At 42.3% G+C, this 21,494-nt stretch carries 20 protein-coding genes; 2 read left to right on the forward strand and 18 right to left on the reverse strand.

Annotation, left to right across the window (positions count from 1 at the left end; translation table 11 throughout):
- Window positions 1–11 precede the first annotated feature (11 nt).
- The 13 genes from ftsA to C900_RS09695 all read right to left on the reverse strand — a co-directional run bounded on the left by ftsA (window position 12) and on the right by C900_RS09695 (window position 15,754).
- Window positions 12–1,310, reverse strand: coding sequence for a cell division protein FtsA (gene ftsA, locus C900_RS09635; RefSeq protein WP_009579616.1), 1,299 nt, complete (start codon window positions 1,308–1,310; stop codon window positions 12–14).
- Between the two features lie 117 nt (window positions 1,311–1,427).
- Entirely contained in the window at window positions 1,428–2,192 is a 765-nt protein-coding gene (locus C900_RS09640) for a cell division protein FtsQ/DivIB (protein WP_009579617.1), read from the reverse strand.
- Window positions 2,185–3,582, reverse strand: coding sequence for a UDP-N-acetylmuramate--L-alanine ligase (murC, locus tag C900_RS09645; protein WP_040496342.1), 1,398 nt, complete (start codon window positions 3,580–3,582; stop codon window positions 2,185–2,187). Before murC ends, C900_RS09640 begins: the two co-directional genes overlap by 8 nt.
- The gene (gene murG / locus C900_RS09650; protein ID WP_009579619.1) at window positions 3,579–4,688 is read right to left on the reverse strand and encodes an undecaprenyldiphospho-muramoylpentapeptide beta-N-acetylglucosaminyltransferase; all 1,110 of its coding nucleotides are present in this window, start codon (window positions 4,686–4,688) and stop codon (window positions 3,579–3,581) included. Before murG ends, murC begins: the two co-directional genes overlap by 4 nt.
- A 95-nt stretch (window positions 4,689–4,783) precedes the next feature.
- Window positions 4,784–5,944 (reverse strand): FtsW/RodA/SpoVE family cell cycle protein, encoded by a 1,161-nt coding sequence (locus C900_RS09655; RefSeq protein ID WP_009579620.1) that lies wholly within the window; start codon window positions 5,942–5,944, stop codon window positions 4,784–4,786.
- Window positions 5,941–7,299: a UDP-N-acetylmuramoyl-L-alanine--D-glutamate ligase gene (gene murD / locus C900_RS09660; RefSeq protein WP_009579621.1), complete on the reverse strand. Its 1,359-nt coding sequence runs from the start codon at window positions 7,297–7,299 to the stop codon at window positions 5,941–5,943. Before murD ends, C900_RS09655 begins: the two co-directional genes overlap by 4 nt.
- Before the next feature lie 200 nt (window positions 7,300–7,499).
- The gene (gene mraY, locus C900_RS09665; protein WP_009579622.1) at window positions 7,500–8,705 is read right to left on the reverse strand and encodes a phospho-N-acetylmuramoyl-pentapeptide-transferase; all 1,206 of its coding nucleotides are present in this window, start codon (window positions 8,703–8,705) and stop codon (window positions 7,500–7,502) included.
- A gap of 3 nt (window positions 8,706–8,708) precedes the next feature.
- Window positions 8,709–10,172 carry a UDP-N-acetylmuramoyl-L-alanyl-D-glutamate--2,6-diaminopimelate ligase gene (locus tag C900_RS09670; protein WP_009579623.1) on the reverse strand — a complete coding sequence of 488 codons (1,464 nt, stop codon included), beginning with the start codon at window positions 10,170–10,172 and terminating at the stop codon, window positions 8,709–8,711.
- On the reverse strand, window positions 10,172–12,262 hold the full coding sequence (locus C900_RS09675) for a penicillin-binding protein (protein WP_009579624.1): 2,091 nt from the start codon (window positions 12,260–12,262) through the stop codon (window positions 10,172–10,174). Before C900_RS09675 ends, C900_RS09670 begins: the two co-directional genes overlap by 1 nt.
- Window positions 12,259–12,627, reverse strand: coding sequence for an FtsL-like putative cell division protein (locus C900_RS09680; protein ID WP_009579625.1), 369 nt, complete (start codon window positions 12,625–12,627; stop codon window positions 12,259–12,261). The genes C900_RS09675 and C900_RS09680 overlap by 4 nt, the downstream gene beginning before the upstream one ends.
- A 2-nt stretch (window positions 12,628–12,629) precedes the next feature.
- Complete coding sequence (gene rsmH / locus C900_RS09685; protein ID WP_281168988.1) at window positions 12,630–13,547, reverse strand: 16S rRNA (cytosine(1402)-N(4))-methyltransferase RsmH; 918 nt, start codon at window positions 13,545–13,547, stop codon at window positions 12,630–12,632.
- 134 nt (window positions 13,548–13,681) lie between these two features.
- Window positions 13,682–14,125 carry a division/cell wall cluster transcriptional repressor MraZ gene (gene mraZ / locus C900_RS09690; RefSeq protein WP_009579627.1) on the reverse strand — a complete coding sequence of 148 codons (444 nt, stop codon included), beginning with the start codon at window positions 14,123–14,125 and terminating at the stop codon, window positions 13,682–13,684.
- Window positions 14,126–14,545: 420 nt separating this feature from the next.
- The gene (locus tag C900_RS09695) at window positions 14,546–15,754 is read right to left on the reverse strand and encodes a CaiB/BaiF CoA transferase family protein (protein WP_245558416.1); all 1,209 of its coding nucleotides are present in this window, start codon (window positions 15,752–15,754) and stop codon (window positions 14,546–14,548) included.
- Between the two features lie 529 nt (window positions 15,755–16,283).
- Here C900_RS09695 and C900_RS29850 point away from each other — a divergent pair.
- On the forward strand, window positions 16,284–16,424 hold the full coding sequence (locus C900_RS29850) for a pinensin family lanthipeptide (RefSeq protein ID WP_157493971.1): 141 nt from the start codon (window positions 16,284–16,286) through the stop codon (window positions 16,422–16,424).
- A gap of 114 nt (window positions 16,425–16,538) precedes the next feature.
- Here the strand turns inward: C900_RS29850 and C900_RS09700 are convergent, their stop codons facing one another.
- From C900_RS09700 to C900_RS09710, 3 genes are all read right to left on the reverse strand, one after another.
- Window positions 16,539–16,739 (reverse strand): hypothetical protein, encoded by a 201-nt coding sequence (locus tag C900_RS09700; protein WP_009579632.1) that lies wholly within the window; start codon window positions 16,737–16,739, stop codon window positions 16,539–16,541.
- Window positions 16,740–16,780: 41 nt separating this feature from the next.
- Window positions 16,781–16,990 (reverse strand): hypothetical protein, encoded by a 210-nt coding sequence (locus C900_RS09705; protein WP_009579633.1) that lies wholly within the window; start codon window positions 16,988–16,990, stop codon window positions 16,781–16,783.
- A 191-nt stretch (window positions 16,991–17,181) separates the two neighbouring features.
- Complete coding sequence (locus C900_RS09710; protein WP_040496343.1) at window positions 17,182–18,294, reverse strand: helicase associated domain-containing protein; 1,113 nt, start codon at window positions 18,292–18,294, stop codon at window positions 17,182–17,184.
- A gap of 446 nt (window positions 18,295–18,740) precedes the next feature.
- Between C900_RS09710 and mnmA the strand changes: the two genes are divergently transcribed.
- Window positions 18,741–19,937, forward strand: a complete 1,197-nt coding sequence (gene mnmA, locus C900_RS09715; protein WP_009579635.1) for a tRNA 2-thiouridine(34) synthase MnmA — start codon at window positions 18,741–18,743, stop codon at window positions 19,935–19,937.
- A gap of 285 nt (window positions 19,938–20,222) precedes the next feature.
- Here the strand turns inward: mnmA and C900_RS09720 are convergent, their stop codons facing one another.
- Both C900_RS09720 and nqrE read right to left on the reverse strand, forming a co-directional pair.
- Window positions 20,223–20,801 (reverse strand): DUF502 domain-containing protein, encoded by a 579-nt coding sequence (locus C900_RS09720; protein ID WP_009579636.1) that lies wholly within the window; start codon window positions 20,799–20,801, stop codon window positions 20,223–20,225.
- 79 nt (window positions 20,802–20,880) lie between these two features.
- Window positions 20,881–21,492 (reverse strand): NADH:ubiquinone reductase (Na(+)-transporting) subunit E, encoded by a 612-nt coding sequence (gene nqrE, locus C900_RS09725; RefSeq protein ID WP_009579637.1) that lies wholly within the window; start codon window positions 21,490–21,492, stop codon window positions 20,881–20,883.
- Between the last annotated feature and the right edge of the window lie 2 nt (window positions 21,493–21,494).

Below are 21,494 nucleotides of genomic sequence, written 5' to 3' on the forward strand. Positions count from 1 at the left end.
TGAAATTGGGTTTAATAATCGTTCTTACCATCGAGGTCATCTATCAATAAACCCTTTGTTTTGTTAAGGATCTTGCTAAAGAAATCCCCACCGGATTCCTTTTTCTTCTGCTGAGGGCGACTCACTACTTTCTCTTTGTATCTGTTTTCACGCTCATCAACAGCCCTAAAGCCTGACAACACCAAACCAACAGAGGTGGCGAACATCGGACTCTTCACAGCATCCATTTTACTTCTGCCCAGGTGCTCGTTAGGGTATCCTATCCGGGCGTCCATGCCTGTCATATACTCCACCAACTGCTTCAGGCAGCTCAACTGGCCACCGCCACCTGTGATCACAATACCTCCTGCAAGTCTGTTTTCATAGCCTGAGGTAATAATTTCAGCATGTGCCAGCTCAATGATCTCCTCCATTCTGGCCTCGATGATGTGAGCCAGGTTTTTCACCGATATCTCCTTAGGCGCACGATTTCTGATACCAGGTATCGACACGATCTCATTAGGACTTGCTTCCTCAGCAATAGCCTTTCCAAATTTTGTTTTCAAAAGTTCCGCCTGGTGTTGCATCACCATACACCCCTGCTTGATATCCGAGGTGATAATGTTGCCGCCAAAAGGTATCACTGCTGTATGTCTGATAATATTATCATGAAAAATGGCGATGTCTGTAGTTCCACCACCGATGTCGATCAGGCATATACCAGCTTCTTTTTCCTCATCGCTAAGCACAGCAAGGCTGGAAGCCAGCGGTTCAAGGATAAGATTTTCTATTTCAAGTCCGGCTCTTCTTACACACTTATTGATATTATTGATAGCATTGGTTTGTGCGGTAATCACGTGGAAATCAGCCTCCAGTTTTACACCGGACATGCCCACAGGGTCCTTAATACCATCTTCATAGTCAACAGTATAATCCTGCGGCATCACGTGAATGATCTCACTTCCGGGAGGGATCACAATCCTGTACATATCATTGGTCAGGCGATTTACATCTTCGATAGTGATCTCATCATCGTTTGATGACCTGGTGATGCTACCGTGATGTATTGAACTCTTTATGTGCTGACCGGCTATACCTACATTAACTACTCTGATATCGATGCCTGATTGGTCTTCGGCTTCCCTTACCGCCTTTTCTATGGCATTTACTGTCTTGTCAATGTTAGTTACAATACCCCGGATAACACCATCAGACTCGGCCTTTCCCATACCGAGGACCTCAAGCTTCCCAAACTCATTCTTGCGTCCCACAATAGCGCAGATCTTTGTGGTACCAATGTCAAGTCCGACTACTATTTTGTCATTTTCCATGGTTGTAAATTAATTTATATTGTTAGTGGTTGTTTTCTTTATCTGTTCTCAGTTCACTGTTCCCAGTTCTCAGTTCTTTAATTTCAACATCAACTGTGAACTCAGAACTGTGAACTGCTACTCCGCTATAATTTGTCCTTCATACATGAGATTTACCCTGTCGTAGGTATTCCAACCCTTCTGGGGTAATATTCTCTTATAAAATATTTCCAGCTTCCTGAATTTCTCCTCCAACTCTTCAGGCTGTCCAAACTCTATGTATTGCTTGGTTACCTGTGGATAGAGAGTCATATTCAGCTTCTTGTCAATGTCTATTTGAGCGATCTGAGCCTTCCAAAATTTATTACCATTGATAAACCGGATCATACTCAGTATTTTCCTGCCCTCCTCAGTTTGATTCAGATCGTTTTTCACCAGCTCCTTCATATAGCTTCCGGTGATCAGCACTACTCTTGAAGAAAACTTTTCCGATACCGGCAACACCGCACCATCAGTGGCGATGTACGCATCAGGGGCTGCATTTTGTATCACTCTTGCAAAAGGCCTTCTCAGGTCAACATTGACAAGTACATTCCCTTTTAAGTCTTTATATATTTCGGCCTCCCTGATAAACTTTTCACTCTTAACCCTTTCTTCTATTTCCTTTAAATTCAACTCATTAAAACTTACACCTTTTACCGCGTGAGCTCCGCTTCCTGTCATCAAAGACAACACGTCCTGCTCATCGATAAAGTAATTGTCATACTGATTGCTAATCCTGATGACAATATCCATACACCTGTCGCCCCCCTGTTTATTTTCAGTAAATCCGATAACAGATACCAACACCAGGGCAGCGATCACTACTTTAGCTCCTTTTTTTAGTCTTAGCTTCTTAAGCATGATACCTGTCTTTTAAATATTCAAAAACCGGATACACCAGCCGGTCTATATCACCGGCGCCAATTGTAGCCACCACCTCCAGGTCTTTCTTCTTCAACACTTCTACCAATTGTGTTTTGCTACACATCATTTTGCTATCTGCCGATATATCTTTAAAAATGATGTCGGCAGACACTCCTTCAATAGGCTCCTCCCTGGCAGGGTAAATATCGAGCAGTATCACTTCATCTGCCAGACTCAGACTTTTCGCAAAACCTTCCGCAAAGTCACGAGTTCTCGAATACAGATGTGGTTGAAAGATTGCTGTGATCTTTCTGTCAGGATACATTGCCCGAAGCGACCCCAAAAACGCCTCTATCTCCACCGGATGATGCGCATAATCATCCACGAACACTATTTTATCGGAGCGCAAAAGGTATTCAAACCGTCTTTTTACTCCCTTGTATGTTTCAATGCCATGCTTTACCTCCTCAGGATGAAGGCCCAACTCCAGCGCTATGGCTATAGCCACAGTAGCATTTTCCACATTATGAAAACCAGGGACACCGAGCTTAATTCGTTCAATCTTAAACCTCTCGTCAGAATAGTTAAACTCAAAAAACCCATTACTCATGGTAATTTCACTGGCAAAAAACTGCCCCTGATTTATTCCGTAGGTGCAAACAGTTCTCGAATAAGAACTATCCACCAGATCTTTTGCTATTTTTTCATTTACAAAGAGTTTTCCGTCTGCTTTTACCTTTGCTATAAACTCCTTAAAGGATGTTTCCAGGCTCGCCTTGTCACCATAGATATCCAGGTGATCAGCGTCTGAGGCTGTTACCACTGCAATATCCGGGTTAAGCGCCAGGAATGACCTGTCAAACTCGTCCGCTTCCACTACCGCTACTGTATTTTCATCTATTTTCTCATTTCTGATGAAGTTAGAATCATAATTGGTAGCAATACCTCCCAAAAACGCTGTAATATCCATGCCTGCATTTTTCAAAATATGTGCTACCATAGATGATGTAGTCGTTTTCCCATGGGTACCACCTACAGCCACAGTTTTAAATGCATTGGAGATCATACCCAACACCTGAGAACGCTTGTGAATTGAAAATCCACTTTCTTTCAAATAGTTGTACTCATTATGTGATTTAGGTATGGCCGGTGTAAACACCACCAGCGATCGCTCTCTGTTATCTCTGATCCTTGCCGGAATAGCGTCCACCTCATCTTCATAGTGGATGTCCATACCTTCCTCCACCAATTGCCTGGTAAGATCAGTGTCAGTACGATCATACCCTGCCACATAGTAGTTGTTAGCTTTAAACCATCTGGCCAGCGCACTCATACCGATGCCACCTATTCCTATAAAATACACGCTATCGTAGTTCTCTAATCTCAATTCAGTATTCCTATCAATTGATCAACAATGTCATCTGCAGCATTTGGCCGTGCTAAACTTTTTATATTTTTTGATAGCTCCATTTGCTTGTCCTCGTCCTTAAGTAAGCTCAATGCCTCATCTACCAGTTTCTTTTCTGCTACCTGATCCTTTATCAGTACCGCAGCATGCTTCTCAAGTAATGCACGGGCATTTTTTGTCTGATGATCTTCCGCAACATTAGGTGATGGTACAAATACCACCGGCTTTCCAACCAGACAAAGTTCGGAAATAGACAGAGCTCCTGCTCGTGAGATCACCACATCAGCCGCAGCATAAGCCAAATCCATCTCTTTGATAAACTCCAGTATCCTGATATTAGCAAGATCTTTACTTTTAGCCCGCCCTACCATTTCATCGTAATAGAACCTACCTGTTTGCCAAATCAATTGGACACCAGCAGCAATTATCTTTTCCAGGTCACCACTTATGCTGTTGTTAATGGTTCGCGCCCCCAAACTGCCCCCCAGCACCAGAATAGTCTTTTTGTCTCCTGAAATACCAAAGTGCTTAAAAGCTTTCTCACGCTTCTCGGCTATATCCAGAATGTCCTTTCGTACCGGATTTCCTGTGAGCACTATTTTTTCCTTAGGGAAATACCGCTCCATTTGATCATATGCCACACAAACTTTATTTACCTTTTTCCCCAATCGTCTGTTGGTGAGTCCTGCATAGCTGTTTTGTTCTTGTATCAAAGAGGGTATTCGCCTTTTAGTAGCGGCCAACATAATCGGACCACTGGCATACCCACCAACACCCACCACTGCATGTGGCTTAAACCTTTTAATAATATTATTCGCAGCGATATAGCTGAACAATACTTTGAACGGGAAGTAGAGATTATCTATAGTAACCCGCCTCTGAAATCCACTGATCCACAGCCCTATGATCTTGTAACCAGCCTCCGGCACCTTCTTCATCTCCATTTTTCCCTGTGCACCTACAAACAAGATCTGGGCATCTGCATAACGCTCTTTGATCTTATTAGCTATTGCCAAAGCAGGATAGATATGTCCTCCGGTGCCCCCACCGCTGATAATGAATCGATATGGTTTTTCAGTTTTCAAAAAATTTTTCAGTTTTCAGTTTTCAGTTCTCAGTTCTCAGTTTTCAGTTCTTGTCTTGAGCCAACTGTGAACTCAGAACCGTGAACTGTGAACTGCTACGCTGCTTTTGCTATATTTTTAATTTCTTTACCACTACTACTCCAGCTTTGGTCTACTTCGCCCCGGCTCACACTTAATATTATTCCTATGGAAAGACCGGTAAATAGAAGCGAAGTACCTCCCATGCTTACCATTGGCAACGGTAATCCGGTAATAGGCCCCAGGCCAACAACAACACCCATGTTTACCATAGCCTGCAACACCAGGGCAAAACTTAGTCCGGCAGACAGTAGTCCACCAAAGGCTCTTTCACTTTTATAGACCGCTTTCATTCCCCGCGAAAGGAGTACGAGATAAAGCACCAAAACGACAACCCCTCCTATCAGCCCGTATTCCTCAATAATGATAGCGTACACAAAATCAGAATAAGGATGTGGCAAAATATTTCGCTGCTGGCTTTGTCCCGGCCCTTTGCCAATAATGCCACCGGTTGCCACCGCTATCCGGGCATGCTTAGCCTGGAAAGGCAACTCCTTACCTTGGATAAAATTTTCAATCCTATTTTTAGCAGTATCTCCCCGTACACCGAATTTTAATGCCGTCACACCAGCCAGCGCTCCAACAAACACCAGCATAGCGAGGTATTTCACCGGTACACGACCAATAAACATGATCAACATGCAGGTGAGGAATAGTAAAATAGCCGATGATAAGTTGGTCAGTGCTATCAATCCGCAGATTACTCCGCACCAGATCAGCATTGGGATAAGAGATTCTTTAAAATCTGCAATATTCTGCTGTCTTTTCGACAGCATGCTGGCCAGGCTCGTGATCAGGGCCAGACTAGCCAGATCAGAAGGCTGAAATGAGGTATTGATCACGGGCACCATGATCCATCGGGAAGCATCGTTTAGGCTCACACCATTGGTAAAGGTATAGAGCAACAACGGCACGCTCACCCACAGCGCCAGCCTTGAAAGCTTTGAATAGTATCGGTAATCAACTTTATGGGCAAACCACATGGCTACCAGGCCTACCCCCAACAGCACGGTATGTTTAAACAGGTAGGTCTCGGGATGGCTCATACGCTTAAATGCCAGGGTACCTGTGGCGCTGTACACCACAAGAATGCTAACAAGTGACAATGCAAAAACCACCACCCAGATTACCGGGTCGCCTTTTAAATGTTCATCTGCCCATGCTTTAATCCTGTTCATTGTTTTAAAGCTTTACTTTCAAACTCCTCTTTTAACTCTATCACAGCTTGCCTGAACTGCTCCCCTCGATCTTCATAATTTTTAAATAGGTCAAAACTTGCACATGCCGGTGATAGTAGCACCACATCATGCGCCTCCGCATAATTCAATGCCGATCTTACGGCATCTTTCATATTGTTAGTTTCCAGCAGGCTGATGATCTGCTCGTGAAATGCATCTCTTAACCTGGAATTATCTTTTCCCAGGCATACCAGGGCCTTCACTTTGGCATTTACGGTCTCCATTATCAGACTATAATCATTGCCCTTGTCAATCCCTCCTGCTATCCACACCAAGGGCTCCTGAAAACTCTCCAGTGCATACTTTACAGCATCCACATTAGTCGCTTTGGAATCATTGATAAAATTCACATGATTTATTGTACCGATATACTCCATTCTATGTGGAGCATTTCGGAAAGTCTTCAAGCTCTGCCGTATATTTTCCTTATCGATACCCACCAGTAAAGCTGCCGAAACTGCCGCCATCATGTTAATAGCGTTGTGTTCTCCCCGCAATGCCGTCCCTTCTATGTCGACCGTGAAATCATCGGCAAAGCACATCTCTCCATTGGCATACCTGACACCGGAAGGTTCTGTTAACGAAACAGGGTGCAACTGAGCTTTAATTGCCCTATGCTCAACTCTTTCCCTGATCAAGGGATTGTCCGAAAAATAGATGAAGTGGTCACCGTTATCCATATTCCGCACCAGTTGGAACTTCGAATCGGCATATTTGTCCAGCTTATACTCATACCTGTCCATATGATCAGGTGTGATATTCAGCAATACCCCTATAAATGGCTTAAAATAGACGGTGCCATCCAGTTGGAAACTACTTAGCTCAACAACATAATAGTCATACTCATCTTCGATTACCTGCTTGGCCAGACTTGCACCCACATTACCAGCCAGCCCCACATTTAAACCGGCCTCCTTCAACAGGTGATAGGTAAGCAATGTGGTGGTAGTTTTTCCGTTGGTACCGGTAATAGCGATAATTTTAGCATTGGTATACCTTGAAGCGAACTCTATCTCATCAATTACGGGGATATCTTTTTTGTTCACCTTCTTGATAATATCTGTCTTATCAGAAATACCAGGGCTTTTAATGATAAAGCTGGCGGCAAGCACCTTATCATCCGAATGTTTACCTTCCTCAAAAGCAATACCCGCCTGCGTCAGCTCTTGTTTGTAGCTGTCTTTGATCTTGCCAAAATCAGAAACAAACACCTCATACCCTTTAGCATGGGCTAAAAGCGCAGCGCCTGTTCCGCTCTCTCCTGCTCCCAATATGGTTACTTTCCTTCCTACCATTCGATCTGTAGCTGACGGTTCAACGGATTTATTTTAACTTTCTTTAAAACATAAGCCACTACGATAGACAACAATACCTTCACCTGACCTCGAACAAGGTCTAAAATGAAAGAGTATATGTCACTTATGTTCAACATTTTTTATTTTAAGTTGCTTGTTGCTAGCTACTAGCTACTAGCTACTAGTAACCAGCTACCAGTTTATCTTAACTTCAATGTGGCCAGACTCAGTATGGCCAGCAGTATACCTACAATCCAAAACCGAGTTACGATTTTGGATTCATGTAAATTCTTCTTTTGATAATGATGATGAAGGGGGGACATTAAAAAGACTCGTCTTCCTTCACCATACTTTTTCCTGGTGTACTTAAACCAGGACACCTGAATAATTACCGATAGATTTTCTATTAAAAATATCCCGCAAAGGAGTGGTATCATTAGCTCTTTGCGCACGACAAGCGCTACTACGGCAATAATTCCGCCTAGTGACAAACTACCTGTGTCACCCATAAAAACTTGCGCCGGGAAAGAGTTATACCACAAAAACCCTAAGCATGCACCTACAAATGCGGTACAGAAAATCACTACCTCGCTCAGATTGGGGATATGTAAAATATTCAGGTAATCACTAAAGTCAACCCTGCCTGAGAGGTATGCAAAAATGGCAAGTGTAAGGCCAATTATAGCGGAGGTCCCTGCCGCCAAGCCATCAATCCCATCTGTAATATTAGCTCCATTAGAAACTGCTGTAACAACCAAAATCACAATCAATACATACATGACCCATGTGTAGTCATGCCCCAAAAAGGATAGAATAGAGTCATAATCCAGCTCGTTGTCTTTTAAAAAGGGGACAGTTGTTTTGGTTGACTTCACATCTTCATAGCTTCTCGTTACTTCATTATTCTCTATCACTACCTGGTCATATTCTCTCACTACCACATCTTCATGAAAGTATAAAGTAACACCTACAATGATCCCGATGCCGATCTGTCCTACAATTTTAAACCTGCCGGCCAGGCCTTCCTTATTTTTCTTGAATACTTTGATGTAGTCGTCAAGAAAACCGATCAGCCCGAGCCATATGGTTGCAACAATCAACAGCACTACATATACGTTGTCCAGCTTGGCAAAAAGCAGTACCGGCACCAGTATACCTGCCAGGATGATCAACCCGCCCATGGTAGGCGTACCTTTCTTTTCCATTTGTCCCTGAAGGCCCAGGTCTCTTACCGTTTCACCAACCTGCTTTTTCCTTAGGAAGTTGATGAGCCGTTTGCCAAATGCTATGGTTATCAACAACGAAATAACGGCAGCCATACCCGCCCTGAAGGAGATGTATTGAAATACACCGGCTCCTACCAGATCAAATTCCCGTTGCAGATAGTCAAATAAATAATATAGCATAGATCAGTTGGCAAATAAGTTTAACATTCGACCTAAAACTTCCTTGTCATCAAAAGGATGCTTCACCCCTTTTATCTCCTGATATTTCTCATGGCCCTTTCCTGCCACTAGTATTATGTCATTATCATTAGCCAGTAGACAGGCTGTTTTAATAGCCTCTTCCCGGTCTGCCAGCACAACAGTCTTTTTATAATCAGCAGGACCTACCCCAGCCTGCATATCCCTGATGATCTCAGCAGGATCCTCATCACGCGGATTATCGGATGTAAATACCACTTTATCACTCAGCTTGCACGCAATAGAGGCCATCAAAGGTCTCTTGCCTTTATCTCTGTTACCCCCGCAGCCTACTACTGTTATCACCTGCTCATTCCCTGTTCTTAATTCAGCAATCGTTTCCAGCACATTTTGTAATGCATCAGGTGTATGCGCATAATCTACTATGGCTGTTACGTTGGCATCTGAGACTACCTGCTCAAACCTGCCAGGCGCACCATCCAGCAATGAAAGGCCCGTCAATACCTTATCTGGATCCTCTTCAAGCAATACCGCTGTTCCATATGCTGCTAAAAGGTTATAGGCATTGAAATCTCCGATCAACCGGAACCATACATTCTTATTATCTATCTCCATTTCCAACCCTTGCAGGGTATTGGAGATCAGCTTACCTTTAAAATCCGCCACACTGCGAAGCGCATATGTATTTTTGCCGGCTTTTGTATTTTGCAGCATCACTCTGCCCCGTTTATCGTCTACATTTACCAAAGCAAAGGCTTCCGAGCTTAGCTCATCAAACAATTTCTTTTTGGCACTGATATAGGCATCAAATGTCTTGTGATAGTCCAGATGATCATGAGATATATTGGTAAATATTGCTCCCGCAAATCGCTGCCCTGCCACACGCTCCTGCTGTATGGCATGGGAACTTACCTCCATAAACACATACTTACACCCTTTTCTCGCCATGCTGTCAAGCATCTCATTCAGTTGAATAGCATCAGGAGTAGTGTGCGATGCCTGTATCTGATCATCATTGATCCTGTTCACTACAGTGGACAACAGGCCAGCACTATGGCCCAGGCTTCTGAAAAGGTTGAAAAGTAAGGTAGCAATGGTCGTCTTTCCATTGGTACCAGTCACCCCCACTAATTTGAGCTTTGTCGATGGATTGTCATAAAAGTTGGAAGCTATTAAACCCAAGGCACCTGCGCTATTTTTTACAGCCACATAGGTTACGCTATCAGTAACTTCCTCGGGCAGTATCTCGCACACCACTGCAGCAGCCCCTGCATTAACAGCTTGCAAGATGAAGTCGTGCCCGTCTACCTGCGTACCCTTGACAGCAATGAAAAGAGTACCCTCTTTTACTTTGCGGGAATCAAAAGCAATATGATCAACCACCCGGCCCATATCACCGGAGGTAGACACAAGAGATACTTTATATAATATGTCTTTTAATATCGCCATTAACTCAGCTCGATTGTAATTGTACTTCCCTTCAATGCTTTGGTCCCGGGCAACTGAGATTGTCGGCTTACCCGCCCTTTTCCATTTATATTTACTCTTAACCCACAATTTTCAAGCAGATATATTGCATCACGAAGTGTCATTCCCGATACATCAGGTACGAACTGTGGATTTACTTTATTGTCTTTCCATTTTATAGAATTCCCAAACCGCTGTGTTGTCACCCAATCTTCATCGCCGGCACTATGATTGGAAATACCTAATTCATTACACAAGAATTTTAACTCGTCATGATAGCCTGAACGTATCACAGGAAAAACTCCGGCATCCGCTACAAAATCCCCGGGCATCTCCTCATGCATATTGATATCTCGAGAGTAGATATTGTCGGCTATCTCCTTAAAGACGGGTGCAGCCACGTTGCTACCATACTGCCTCCATCCTTTCGGGTTCCTGATCAAAACCACAGCGCTATATTTAGGGTTGTCAGCAGGGAAGTATCCCGCAAAAGAAGTAATGTATTTCTTGGTGTACTTTCCATTCTCAAGTATCTGCGCAGTACCTGTTTTACCGGCTATTTTATAATGAGCATTATTTATATTGGAAGCAGTTCCCCTTTCCACCACACCTTCAAGCATTACCTTTAACTTTGCCAGCGTTTCGTGAGAGCATATTTTTTTGTTGAGCACTACGGTTTCATACTCCTCCAATACTTTATCGGCCTTCCTCACCTTTTTTACGATCACAGGTTTGATCATCTTGCCATTGTTTGCCACTGCATTATACAAAGTAAGCGTCTGCATAGGTGTCAACTCAAGGCCATACCCGTAGGCCATCCATGGCAGGGTGATACCACTCCATGCTTTGCTGTTCGGCCTTTTTATGTTGGGCATTCCTTCACCCTTGATCTGCAGGCCCAGGGGTTGAGACAACCCCAGGTGATCAATATAATGAAGAAAGCGATCCGGTTTTAAACCGAAATGCCTATCTACAAGCTTAGCCATTGCCACATTTGATGATTTTTCGAATGCCTCTCGTATTGTAATGGTACCATACCCCCCCTCATCATGATCTCGAACATAGTCGCTATAAAATTTGAATATGCCATTGCCGGTATCGATACTATCCCCAAGCGAAATATTTGAATCCTCCAAAAGTGCAATCATTGTAGCCAGCTTAAAGGTAGACCCAGGCTCCCGCAAGCCACCTACAGCATAATTATACTGCTCATGATAATAGCCTTTGCTATTTCTGCTTAGGTTGGAAATGGCCTTTATCTCGCCTGTCTTCACCTCCATGACCACTACTACACCATAGTCGGCTTCATGATACTCCAAAGCCCTCAGAAGGGCGGTTTCACTAACATCCTGAAGATTGATATCTATTGTTGTTTCTATGTCAAAGCCATTCTCAGTCTTTACCTCACTACCATCAAAAACAGGCTTCCAGTTTCCCCCGGCAATTTTTTGATACAGCGCTTCCCCGTCTTTACCCGCCAACTGTTCATTGAAGCTATACTCCAAACCGGCTCCCCGGTTATTTTCATTGATAAATCCGATTGTACGTTTACTCAGGTTGGAAAAGGGACTAAATCGCTTATCTACTTTATGAAAAATCACCCCCCCTCCAAGTCTTCCATGCCTGAAGACCGGCCACTCAGACATCATTTTTTTTGTCTGGTATCCGACCTGCTGACGATTGATGATCATGTATTGCCTTCCTGTAGCCCTGGCATTTTTGAGTTTTCTTTTGTAGGTCTCTTTAGAGTGGTCTTTAAAGTGTCGTGACAGAAGATAAGCCAGTGAATCTACTCCTTCATTAAATACCTTCTCAGAAGCAATAGTAGCATCAAAAGCGACTTTATAAAAAGGTAAAGAAGTAGCAAGCAAGCTTCCGTTATCAGAGTAGATATTACCCCGGGTAGCTTTAACTGTCATATACTTCACATTAATCTGATCTGCTAATTCTCTCCATTTTTCACCCTCTCCAAACTGTACCTTTGCCACCTTTGCCACAATAGCAATGGCAAATAGTGCGACCAGCAAAAATGCCACTCTTACTCTCAGCAGTATGGACTTCTTTATATTCACTTATTCTTTATCACAATTTTTTCCGGTGGCTGTAAACTTTCTTTTATTCCCAGTTTCCTAACATTTTTGGCAACTTCCGACTGCTTGCTGGCATACATATAGTCAGCTTTTAACGTGGTATAATCGGCCCGTAAGTCTTCCACCTCACTCTTCAGCCGATCTATCTTTCTAATATTTTTTTCCGCATAGTGGCTGTTACCGATATAAAATATCCCAATAGCCGTCACAAACAGTATATGAGGCAGGTATTTTACCGGCAAACCATGCTCAAAAACAGCATCAAGCCTAACAAGGCTCTCCAACCTGGAGAAAATACTTCCCTTTCTCGATGCTCCCTCGTTGATCCTAAAGGTATTTGTAGCCATAGTTATAATTTTTCTGCTATTCGTAACTTGGCGCTACGCGCTCTGTTATTTTCCTTTATTTCTTCGTCTGAAGCTGTTGTCGGCTTCCGCGTTACAGCCTCGAATGGTCGAATCACATTACCATAAAAGTCCTTTTCCACCTCACCTGCCAGTTTGCCCTTCTGTATAAAGTTCTTCACCAGTCTGTCTTCCAGAGAGTGGTAAGACATTATTACAAGCCGTCCACCTTTTGTCAGCACCTCGCTACTTTGTTCAAGCATTTCTTCAAGCGCTTTCAATTCTTCATTCACTTCAATCCTGATAGCCTGGAATACCTGGGCATAGTACTTATTTTCCTTCCCACGCTTGGCATACCTGCTCAATATATGTTTCAGGTCATTTATTGTGCTGATCTCTGCATTTACACGTGCCGCCACTATAGCCGCAGCAAGTGTTTTAGCATTGCGCACCTCCCCATACATGCCAAGTATTCGATGCAGCTCCTCCTGACTATACTCATTGATCACCTGCCTGGCTGTTTTAGCAGCCGAACGATCCATTCGCATATCCAGCTCCGCATCGAATCGAGTTGAAAAGCCCCGTTCTGCATCGTCAATCTGATGCGATGAAACACCCAAATCACCCAAAATGCCATCAACGGCCTTTACCCCGTACATTTTCAGATATCTTTTCAGGTACCTGAAATTGCCTTCAATAAATGTGAAAGAACTATTCTTTATTTGCTGAGCATTTTGTTTTGCATCCTGATCCTGATCGAATGCGTACAAATGCCCACCTTTTAACTTCTCCAGAATCGCCTTCGAATGCCCACCACCACCAAATGTCAAATCCACATACACGCCATCCGGTTTAATATCCAATCCGTCAATGCACTCTTTTAGCATGACAGGATTATGGTAGTTACTGGCCTCAGGCGTCAATTCTTTATACTAGTTTCAGTTATAGACATTACATTTCCTATTGTCTCTGGTCTCTGGTCTCTCGTTTCCGGTCTCTCGTTTCTTATTCTTGGCAACTAGCGACTAGTCACCAGTAGCCAATAACCAGCAACCAGCTACTCATCCAAATACTTCTGCGCCAGCTTCGAAAACTCAGAAGGATCACTGATCAAATGCTGCTCATATGTGATAGGGTCCCATATTTCAACTTTGTTTCCCATACCTACCACTACTGCATCTTTTTCCAAACTGGCATAGTTCAACATCAATTTCGGAATCAGAAAACGACCATTATTATCAAGCTCAACCACAGAACTACCCCTGAAGAAATTGCGCTGGAGCTTGCGATACTCCTCATTAAACTCATTTAATCCGGCAATTTTTGAATAGATCTTTTTGAATTCTACCATGGGGTAAAGAATCAGACACGGCTCAAACCCACGTCTCACAACGAGCTCATTGCCAGAAGATTCCGGCAAATTTGCTTTGATCTTTGCAGGCAAAACAAGTCTTCCCTTAGCATCGATCTTGCACTCATATTCACTGGTGAAAAATGCCATTGTGGTCTGTATGCTCTGATTCTAATAAACAAACATAAAAAAATATTTGACATAATCCACCACTTTTTACCACTTTCCACCACTTTTTTACATTTGCCATACACTTCTAACAGAAAAAGCGCAAAAAAGATATAGGAATGACAATAAATCTATTGAAGAATAAAAGAAAACATTATTAGCAGGATTTGCTCAGAAACATCCGTGACAGGCACTTTTAAAAGATTACATACTTATTATCAGAAGATTAGGCTCTATGACAGCTCATAATTACGCAAGTGGGAGAAAGTGGGAGATTTTTTCCGGATCAATCTTAATCCATGCATTTTTTAATAAAAACGCTTCGGATCTATTCCCTTCTAATAACTTGGGAACAAGATGAAAAATGACTTTTGAGCCATCTTCATGTACCTTTTGCACTATTCAAACTACCTTGTTTTCTGACAAGCGCTGAATATCAGAAGCACTCAATCCCAATTCGGCCATTAAAACCTGTTGTGTATGCTCTCCATACCTGGGTGGTGGCAGGATGCCAGACTTTCTCTCTTCGTCTGCAAAATGCGCCACAAACGTTCTCACTCCACGCACTCCTCCACCCGTCATTAGCAGGTGCTGCACTTCGGGCATTTGCAAGGCTTCAGGTACTTCGTGAATGGCGCCCACAGGCACTTTCAGCGCATTAAGTTCGTCTATCAGGTATTGCTGGTTATACCTGCAGATCCTTCCTTGCAAAAGATCATAAAGAGGTTGCCTATGCTTTACACGCAGGGCATTGCTAGCGTACTGCAAATCATTAGCTATAGCGGTCATTTCCAGAACCTTGCATAAATTAACAAACTGTCTGTCAGTACCTACTGCTAATATTATTTGCTTACTATCTTTTGTTACAAAGATATCTCCATAGGGAGCAATATTGGGGTGCGCAGAACCCTGCCTGGATGGCACTTTGCCGGCAACCAACCAGTTAGCTCCCTGATTAGCTAAAGAGGCTACTGCTGATTCGATAAGGGATACCGACACTTTACCTCCCTCTCCGGTTTTTAATTTATGGATCAGCCTTAAAAGTATGCCTTCTTTCAAATGATGGCCAGCCAAAATATCCATTAAAGCCACGGGCATTTTTGTCGGAGCTCCCCCAGGCTCACCATTCATGGACATAAAGCCCGCCTCTGCCTGTATGATTGCATCATAGCCTACCTTGACATTTTCAGTGCCATACCCGGTTATTTGACCATAAATAATGTTTGGATTAATCTGGCAGAGAGAACGGTAATCGACCTTCAGTTTTTTCGCATCTCCTGGTTTGTAGCTTGCTATGATTATATCCGCCTTTTCCACCATTCGATATAATATGGACAATCCTTCCGGTTTTGATATATCCAGACTGACAGAGCGCTTACCCCAGTTAATACTGGTAAAATAAGCGGTCAACTGATCTCCGGTTTCTTCCTTTAACTTCCATGAGCGTGTTACGTCTCCGCCCGTTGCAGGATTCTCGATCTTCACTACATCACCACCAAGTTCAGCGAAAAACTGCCCTACACTGGGACCTGCCAAAACTGAGGCCAATTCTATCACCTTTACACCCGAAAAAAACTGCTGATCCTGCATAATCGTTCTGATTTTGAGCATCAAAAATATCAAGATTTACCTCTTGATTCCATCGCAACAGCATATAATTCTCGTCAGCACAAGCCCATCAGTAGGAATTCAAAGTAAAACTAACGTATTCAAAAAATATGTTTAAACAACCAAATTGGGCATTTTTCTACATAAAGCATCTTTACGGCTTTCCAACATTGCTATCTGCCAAAGAAAATTGTACAAGTAAGTTTAGTGCGATTTTTGATTACTTCTTTAACTCGCAAAACTCCAACTTTAAACCACCTAACTAAACCTTTTGCACCTATGATGTTCGGAAACCGTAAAAAATTCAAAATCAGCACATTGAAGATCAGCAGCTTCATTACTTCCACCCGGGAATTACGGGGAGGAGCGGCACTTACTTTCCAAGCGGATTGTCCATACTTTAAAACCCAACCAAAAACCTGTGTGGAATCAGTAGATTGGTGCTGGACTCCCTGAAACTCATAATTTCAGGCGTTTCCCGAAAAGCCTGTATACAAACAGAGTAGGGACTACTATTAAATTTCTAAAACCAATGAAAAACCAGAAGAAACAAAAGTCTATGTTGAAGAAGTTACAGGTAAAAAGCTTTGTTACCTCAATTAAAAATCAAAATGTACTCAGAGGAGGAACATGTCTGGAGCCTACCTTGGTAGGACCGGAATGTGAAATGTGAAGGTTAGTGTGTTTCAATCCCGGTAGTGTGTAAGCACTATCGGGGTTACCCTTTATATATATAAAGTACTTTGAAACTCCTTATGGGGATTCAAAGTACTTATCATTTTCCTTGTTAGAAAATAGCATCTACGGCATCTATAAACCAATCCTGATCACCTATAGCGTTGTAAATCAGGTTGTTTCCGTTAACCCATGCATCCGTAATTACATATCCGATCATATGCCCCAGGTCATAACCATCATTACCTCCCATAAGGCCAGCAAGCTCTTCACGGTTTAATTGCGTCAATTCAAGTTTATTTATCTTGTTCATGATTTATTAAATTTTTAGGTTGAATAATTTTTAAAATGAATTTAGTTTTGCAATGCATCATTCATACCATCTCCCAAACCTTCAAAGAAGCCGAAGAAGTTGTCGACACCATTGTTGTACCAATCGAACTGAGACAGATTATCATGAATCCAGCCTCCGAACTCAACTGCATCCATAAGGCCTCCGCCTGTAAGATTTTTTAATTCACCTTTCAGCATTGCATGCTCTGAAAAATTATTGATCGTTTTCATGTTTTTGAAATTTTAAAAGTTAAAATAAGGTATTCACATTGCGCAACGATTATGACACTAATGTCGAATAATGTGTCCACTTCTAAAATCCCTAAAACACAGGGTTTTAATAAATAACCAACTACCGTGATCATTAATCCACGGTTTTAGGTTAATGGTAAATAGTGATGGTATTTATAAATGACTTGCCGTTACTCCAGTTCGTTAATATACCTGCCCTTTTCATCGCGTTTCCTTTTTCTGCCGGCAAGGTCGCCTTTGAAGTTAAAACCTATCCTTTTCAGGTATTCTCTTTTTTCCTTTGGTGGATTTTTGGCCCAGCGTTGGTTAACTACAAAACGCGCCAGATCAGGATCTTCCGGCCAATTTTCCGGCACATTGGGATGTCCGAATTTTTCATAAAAGGCTACCAGCTTATTATACATCTTCAGCCATTTTTGCCAATCATTCCTCTTGAGCATGGCTGAGGTATTAAAGCCAAGATCAAGCAGACTTTTCTTTTTCCAATCGTCCAGCTTGGAAAATCCTTTACGCTGCACTTCCACCCACCTACCTAAAGGAGGATTTTCATCAAATTTTGAGGGAACATCGCAATGGCCGTAGTCCTTTTTGAACCTTTTCAGTTTATTGAACATTGTCAGCCATTTCTTTCTGCTGTTCTTTTCAATGTCCGGGGACCATACAAATTCAACCTTTTCCAGCAATTTCTTCTGCCATGGCTCAAGGTACTGTTCCCGGTTCCGCATTCGCGACACAAAACCTCCCAGCCTGTTCAGCTCACTGCTATCGTTATGTGAGGGGACACTGCTATGGCCATGTTCGGTATAGAATTTTTTAAGTTTTTCATACTGGCGCATCCAGGCATCCTTCTTTTGCCTTTCAAGATCTGCCTGCCATAGAAAACCTATTTTGTCCAGCAAAGCTTTTCGTTGTGCTGATAATTTTTTCTTTCTTTTACGCTGCCGTGATTCCCACAGCGATAGGGACCTGTACTCTTCCTGTGTCTCCGGCACCTTGGACGGACCGTTTTCTGAATAGAACTCTTTAAGTTCTTCATAGAACCTCATCCAATTGTCATTCTTTTTCTTTCTAATATCCGACCGCCATAAAAACCCTATCTCATTAAGTAATTTTTTTCTGGCTTCGGGCATTGTTTCCTCATTCTCGCGCTGTCGTGTTACCCACTTCGCCAACGAGGGATTCTCCTTCCAACTCGAAGGCACCTTACAATGACCAAACCTGTTTTTGTATGCTATTAATTCCTGATACCTATTATTCCAGATCTTTTCGTTTCTTTCAAACATATTATTCCTTACCACCCTATCTTGTCTAACTTAACCAATCCTTAAAAAATTGCAGGGAATTTAACTTATTCGTAGCAAAAAGCTAACCATACCTTCAATGAGGGCGTATATTATATGATTAAAGGTTAATACTTTGTATGAGTGTTTACTTTAATAGGGGAACCTTTCGTACAGGTGGATACTTGATATAAAGCATATTGGATTAAAACGCCTAACTTTGCACTTAATGAAATAACCATAAGACCAAGCCCTATCAAACAAGATGAATAATAGGCGGTTGGCAGAAGGAGTAGGCAAAGGAGGCTGTGCAATAAACACGGGTGTCATTAGTGAAAACATTCAGCTTGAAACTTGTGGCTTCTCAGCTTAATTCGTAAATCAAAAATTGTAAATCGTAAATCATTTTCAATACGCAATACTAATATCTCAATACTAAATATATACACATGAAGAGAGTAGTTGTAGGCATGTCCGGCGGGGTCGACAGTAGTGTTGCCGCCTATCTGCTAAAAGAGCAGGGGTATGATGTAATAGGCATGTTCATGAAGAACTGGCATGACGACTCTGTAACTATTAGCAAAGAATGCCCATGGCTTGAAGACAGTAACGATGCGATGATCGTAGCGCAAAAGCTCGGTATTCCTTTCCATGCTATAGACCTGAGTAAGGAGTACAAGGAGCGTATTGTCGATTATATGTTTGATGAGTACCAAAAGGGCCGCACGCCCAATCCCGATGTATTATGTAACAGGGAGATAAAGTTTGATATCTTTTTAAAAGCGGCTATGCGATTAAAGGCTGATTTTATAGCCACTGGTCACTACTGCCGAAAAAGCATTGTTGAGGTAAATGGTAAAAGCACCTACCAATTACTTGCCGGCAGGGATACTAACAAGGATCAAAGCTATTTCCTTTGCCAGCTCACACAAGATCAGCTATCAAAAGCCTTATTTCCCATAGGTGAACTGCAAAAGTCGGAAGTGCGAAAAATTGCAAAGGAGCAGGAGTTGGTTACTGCAGACAAAAAGGATAGTCAGGGTCTGTGTTTTATAGGAAAAGTTCGGCTGCCGGAATTTTTACAACAAAAGCTGGAGCCAAAAAAAGGCAAAGTAGTAGAGATACCCGCTGATGCACCTACTTTTGAGAATAACCCTGCTCAAATGAGCCTTAATGGAGCTACCTCGGAGACCTTGAGAAAAATAACCGCTGCGTTTACTTATACCTCGCAAGACGGACGGCTGGTAGGTGAACATAGCGGAGCACACTACTATACCATTGGCCAAAGGAAAGGGTTAAATATTGGGGGCACACCTAAGCCACTTTTTATTATCGAAACAGATATGCGTGAAAACATCATTTACACAGGCCAGGGTGAAGATCATCCGGGTTTGTATAGAAAGGGGCTTTTCATTCAAAACGAAGATATTCATTGGGTTCGTGAAGATCTGGCTTTAAGTGCAGGTGACACGATCAATTATATGGTACGCATACGCTACCGGCAGGACCTGGAACATGCTACCCTTTTTATGAGAGAAGAGGGTCTCTACATTATATTCGAGCACCCTCAAAAAGCCATCGCTCCCGGACAATTTGCCGTGTGGTATAAAGAAGATGAATTAATCGGTTCCGGGGTAATCAGCTAATTAGTGTCTATAAGAAAACTCTAAGTGACTTTAAGAAAACGTCAAGGTCAAGGCTTGCGAAGTGCCAAAAAGCGGAGCGTACTTGAGGTGAGCATTTTTGGGGCGAGCGTAACACCGACATTGGCGTTTGCTTTCAGACACTAATTAACCTGGGTTCGATATAGTAGAACCGATTAAATTGCATTCGTATCCAAAAAATAACCTAAAAACCTCTTTTTGAAGTCATTCTGCCTGTCCTTTTTTAAGCATTTTTATATCGAACTCACGTTAATTACATGGGTAGCGCTATTTTTTATGTTTCTCCTCTTCGAGGCCTGAAACTCCACCGGACACCACAAATTTCATCGCGGAGGTACTATTCATATGCAATGGACGCACCAAACTCTTGTCTACAAGAAAATGATTTCCTGAGAAGTTGTATGAATGTGGCAGGTAAACTGACATGTAACCGGGAAGATTGATTTCAGCAAGATCATCTCTCGTGATAAAGCCTACCTTCAAAACTGTTTGCTCCTGATTAAGGGCAACTGTAACGGGAACATTAAATTTCTTTTGCTCCCCGACAAAAGCAGATATCAGGTCCTTAATGGAGGTATATATAATGTTCACCAGGGGAATCTTGATCAGGTACTTTTCTAATTGATCAAAAAAAGGCCGGGTAATAAAAAATGAAGCCAGATAACCCAAAAAGGTTATGTTAATAACGATAATAATAAGTCCAAGGCCGGGAAATTTCACAGGTATCAGTCCATCCAGCCATTCCAGCGTTTGGTAAATAATATAAATAGTCAGTGCCAATGGCACCACAAACAGCAACCCTCTGAAGAAATATGTTAATATCCGGTTAAAAGTGAATCTGCTCATGATTTTCAAGTTGAAGCCACTAAAAAAGGGTTTCCGCTACCGAAAACCCTTGTAATCTTATTTATAAAACTGGTGTTTCTTATATAGCGATACCAATAAACGACTTAAAAGCAATACCCATTAAGCCTGTGATCAACATAGTGATGCCTAATCCTTTTAATCCACCCGGCACATTTGAATATTTAAGCTTTTCTCTGATGGCTGCTAATGCAACAATAGCCAACATCCAACCTATTCCTGATCCAAATCCAAAAACTGTTGCCTCTGACAACACATAGTCTCTTTGAACCATGAAAAGAGACGATCCTAATATAGCACAGTTTACAGCTATCAGAGGAAGAAATATACCTAGTGAACCATACAAAGCAGGAGAGAATTTTTCAATGATCATCTCCACCAACTGCACCATAGCAGCAATAATGGCAATAAACATGATGAATTGAAGAAATTCAAGGTTAATATCGGCAAACCCAGCCCCCATCCATGCCAATGCTCCTTCTTTTAGAATATATTCTTGCAACAACCAGTTAACCGGAACAGTTATAGTTAACACAAAAATAACAGCAGCTCCCAGGCCCACAGCAGTAGACACTTTTTTAGAAACAGCCAGGAAAGAACACATGCCCAGGAAGTAGGCGAAGATCATGTTCTCTATAAATATGGATTTTATTCCTAAACTTACTAATTCCATTT

This window comes from Fulvivirga imtechensis AK7 (assembly GCF_000331535.1).
Taxonomy (GTDB): Bacteria; Bacteroidota; Bacteroidia; order Cytophagales; family Cyclobacteriaceae; genus Fulvivirga; species Fulvivirga imtechensis.

What these genes read in the sequence shown, in the direction of transcription:
- ftsA (WP_009579616.1), bottom strand. Translation starts at nt 1,310, where the DNA reads ATGGAAAATGACAAAATAGTAGTCGGACTTGACATTGGTACCACAAAG.
- C900_RS09640 (WP_009579617.1), bottom strand. Translation starts at nt 2,192, where the DNA reads ATGCTTAAGAAGCTAAGACTAAAAAAAGGAGCTAAAGTAGTGATCGCT.
- C900_RS09655 (WP_009579620.1), bottom strand. Translation starts at nt 5,944, where the DNA reads ATGAACAGGATTAAAGCATGGGCAGATGAACATTTAAAAGGCGACCCG.
- murD (WP_009579621.1), bottom strand. Translation starts at nt 7,299, where the DNA reads ATGGTAGGAAGGAAAGTAACCATATTGGGAGCAGGAGAGAGCGGAACA.
- mraY (WP_009579622.1), bottom strand. Translation starts at nt 8,705, where the DNA reads ATGCTATATTATTTATTTGACTATCTGCAACGGGAATTTGATCTGGTA.
- C900_RS09670 (WP_009579623.1), bottom strand. Translation starts at nt 10,172, where the DNA reads ATGGCGATATTAAAAGACATATTATATAAAGTATCTCTTGTGTCTACC.
- C900_RS09680 (WP_009579625.1), bottom strand. Translation starts at nt 12,627, where the DNA reads ATGGCTACAAATACCTTTAGGATCAACGAGGGAGCATCGAGAAAGGGA.
- mraZ (WP_009579627.1), bottom strand. Translation starts at nt 14,125, where the DNA reads ATGGCATTTTTCACCAGTGAATATGAGTGCAAGATCGATGCTAAGGGA.
- C900_RS09695 (WP_245558416.1), bottom strand. Translation starts at nt 15,754, where the DNA reads ATGCTCAAAATCAGAACGATTATGCAGGATCAGCAGTTTTTTTCGGGT.
- C900_RS29850 (WP_157493971.1), top strand. Translation starts at nt 16,284, where the DNA reads ATGAAAAACCAGAAGAAACAAAAGTCTATGTTGAAGAAGTTACAGGTA.
- C900_RS09700 (WP_009579632.1), bottom strand. Translation starts at nt 16,739, where the DNA reads ATGAACAAGATAAATAAACTTGAATTGACGCAATTAAACCGTGAAGAG.
- C900_RS09705 (WP_009579633.1), bottom strand. Translation starts at nt 16,990, where the DNA reads ATGAAAACGATCAATAATTTTTCAGAGCATGCAATGCTGAAAGGTGAA.
- C900_RS09710 (WP_040496343.1), bottom strand. Translation starts at nt 18,294, where the DNA reads ATGTTTGAAAGAAACGAAAAGATCTGGAATAATAGGTATCAGGAATTA.
- mnmA (WP_009579635.1), top strand. Translation starts at nt 18,741, where the DNA reads ATGAAGAGAGTAGTTGTAGGCATGTCCGGCGGGGTCGACAGTAGTGTT.
- C900_RS09720 (WP_009579636.1), bottom strand. Translation starts at nt 20,801, where the DNA reads ATGAGCAGATTCACTTTTAACCGGATATTAACATATTTCTTCAGAGGG.
- nqrE (WP_009579637.1), bottom strand. Translation starts at nt 21,492, where the DNA reads ATGGAATTAGTAAGTTTAGGAATAAAATCCATATTTATAGAGAACATG.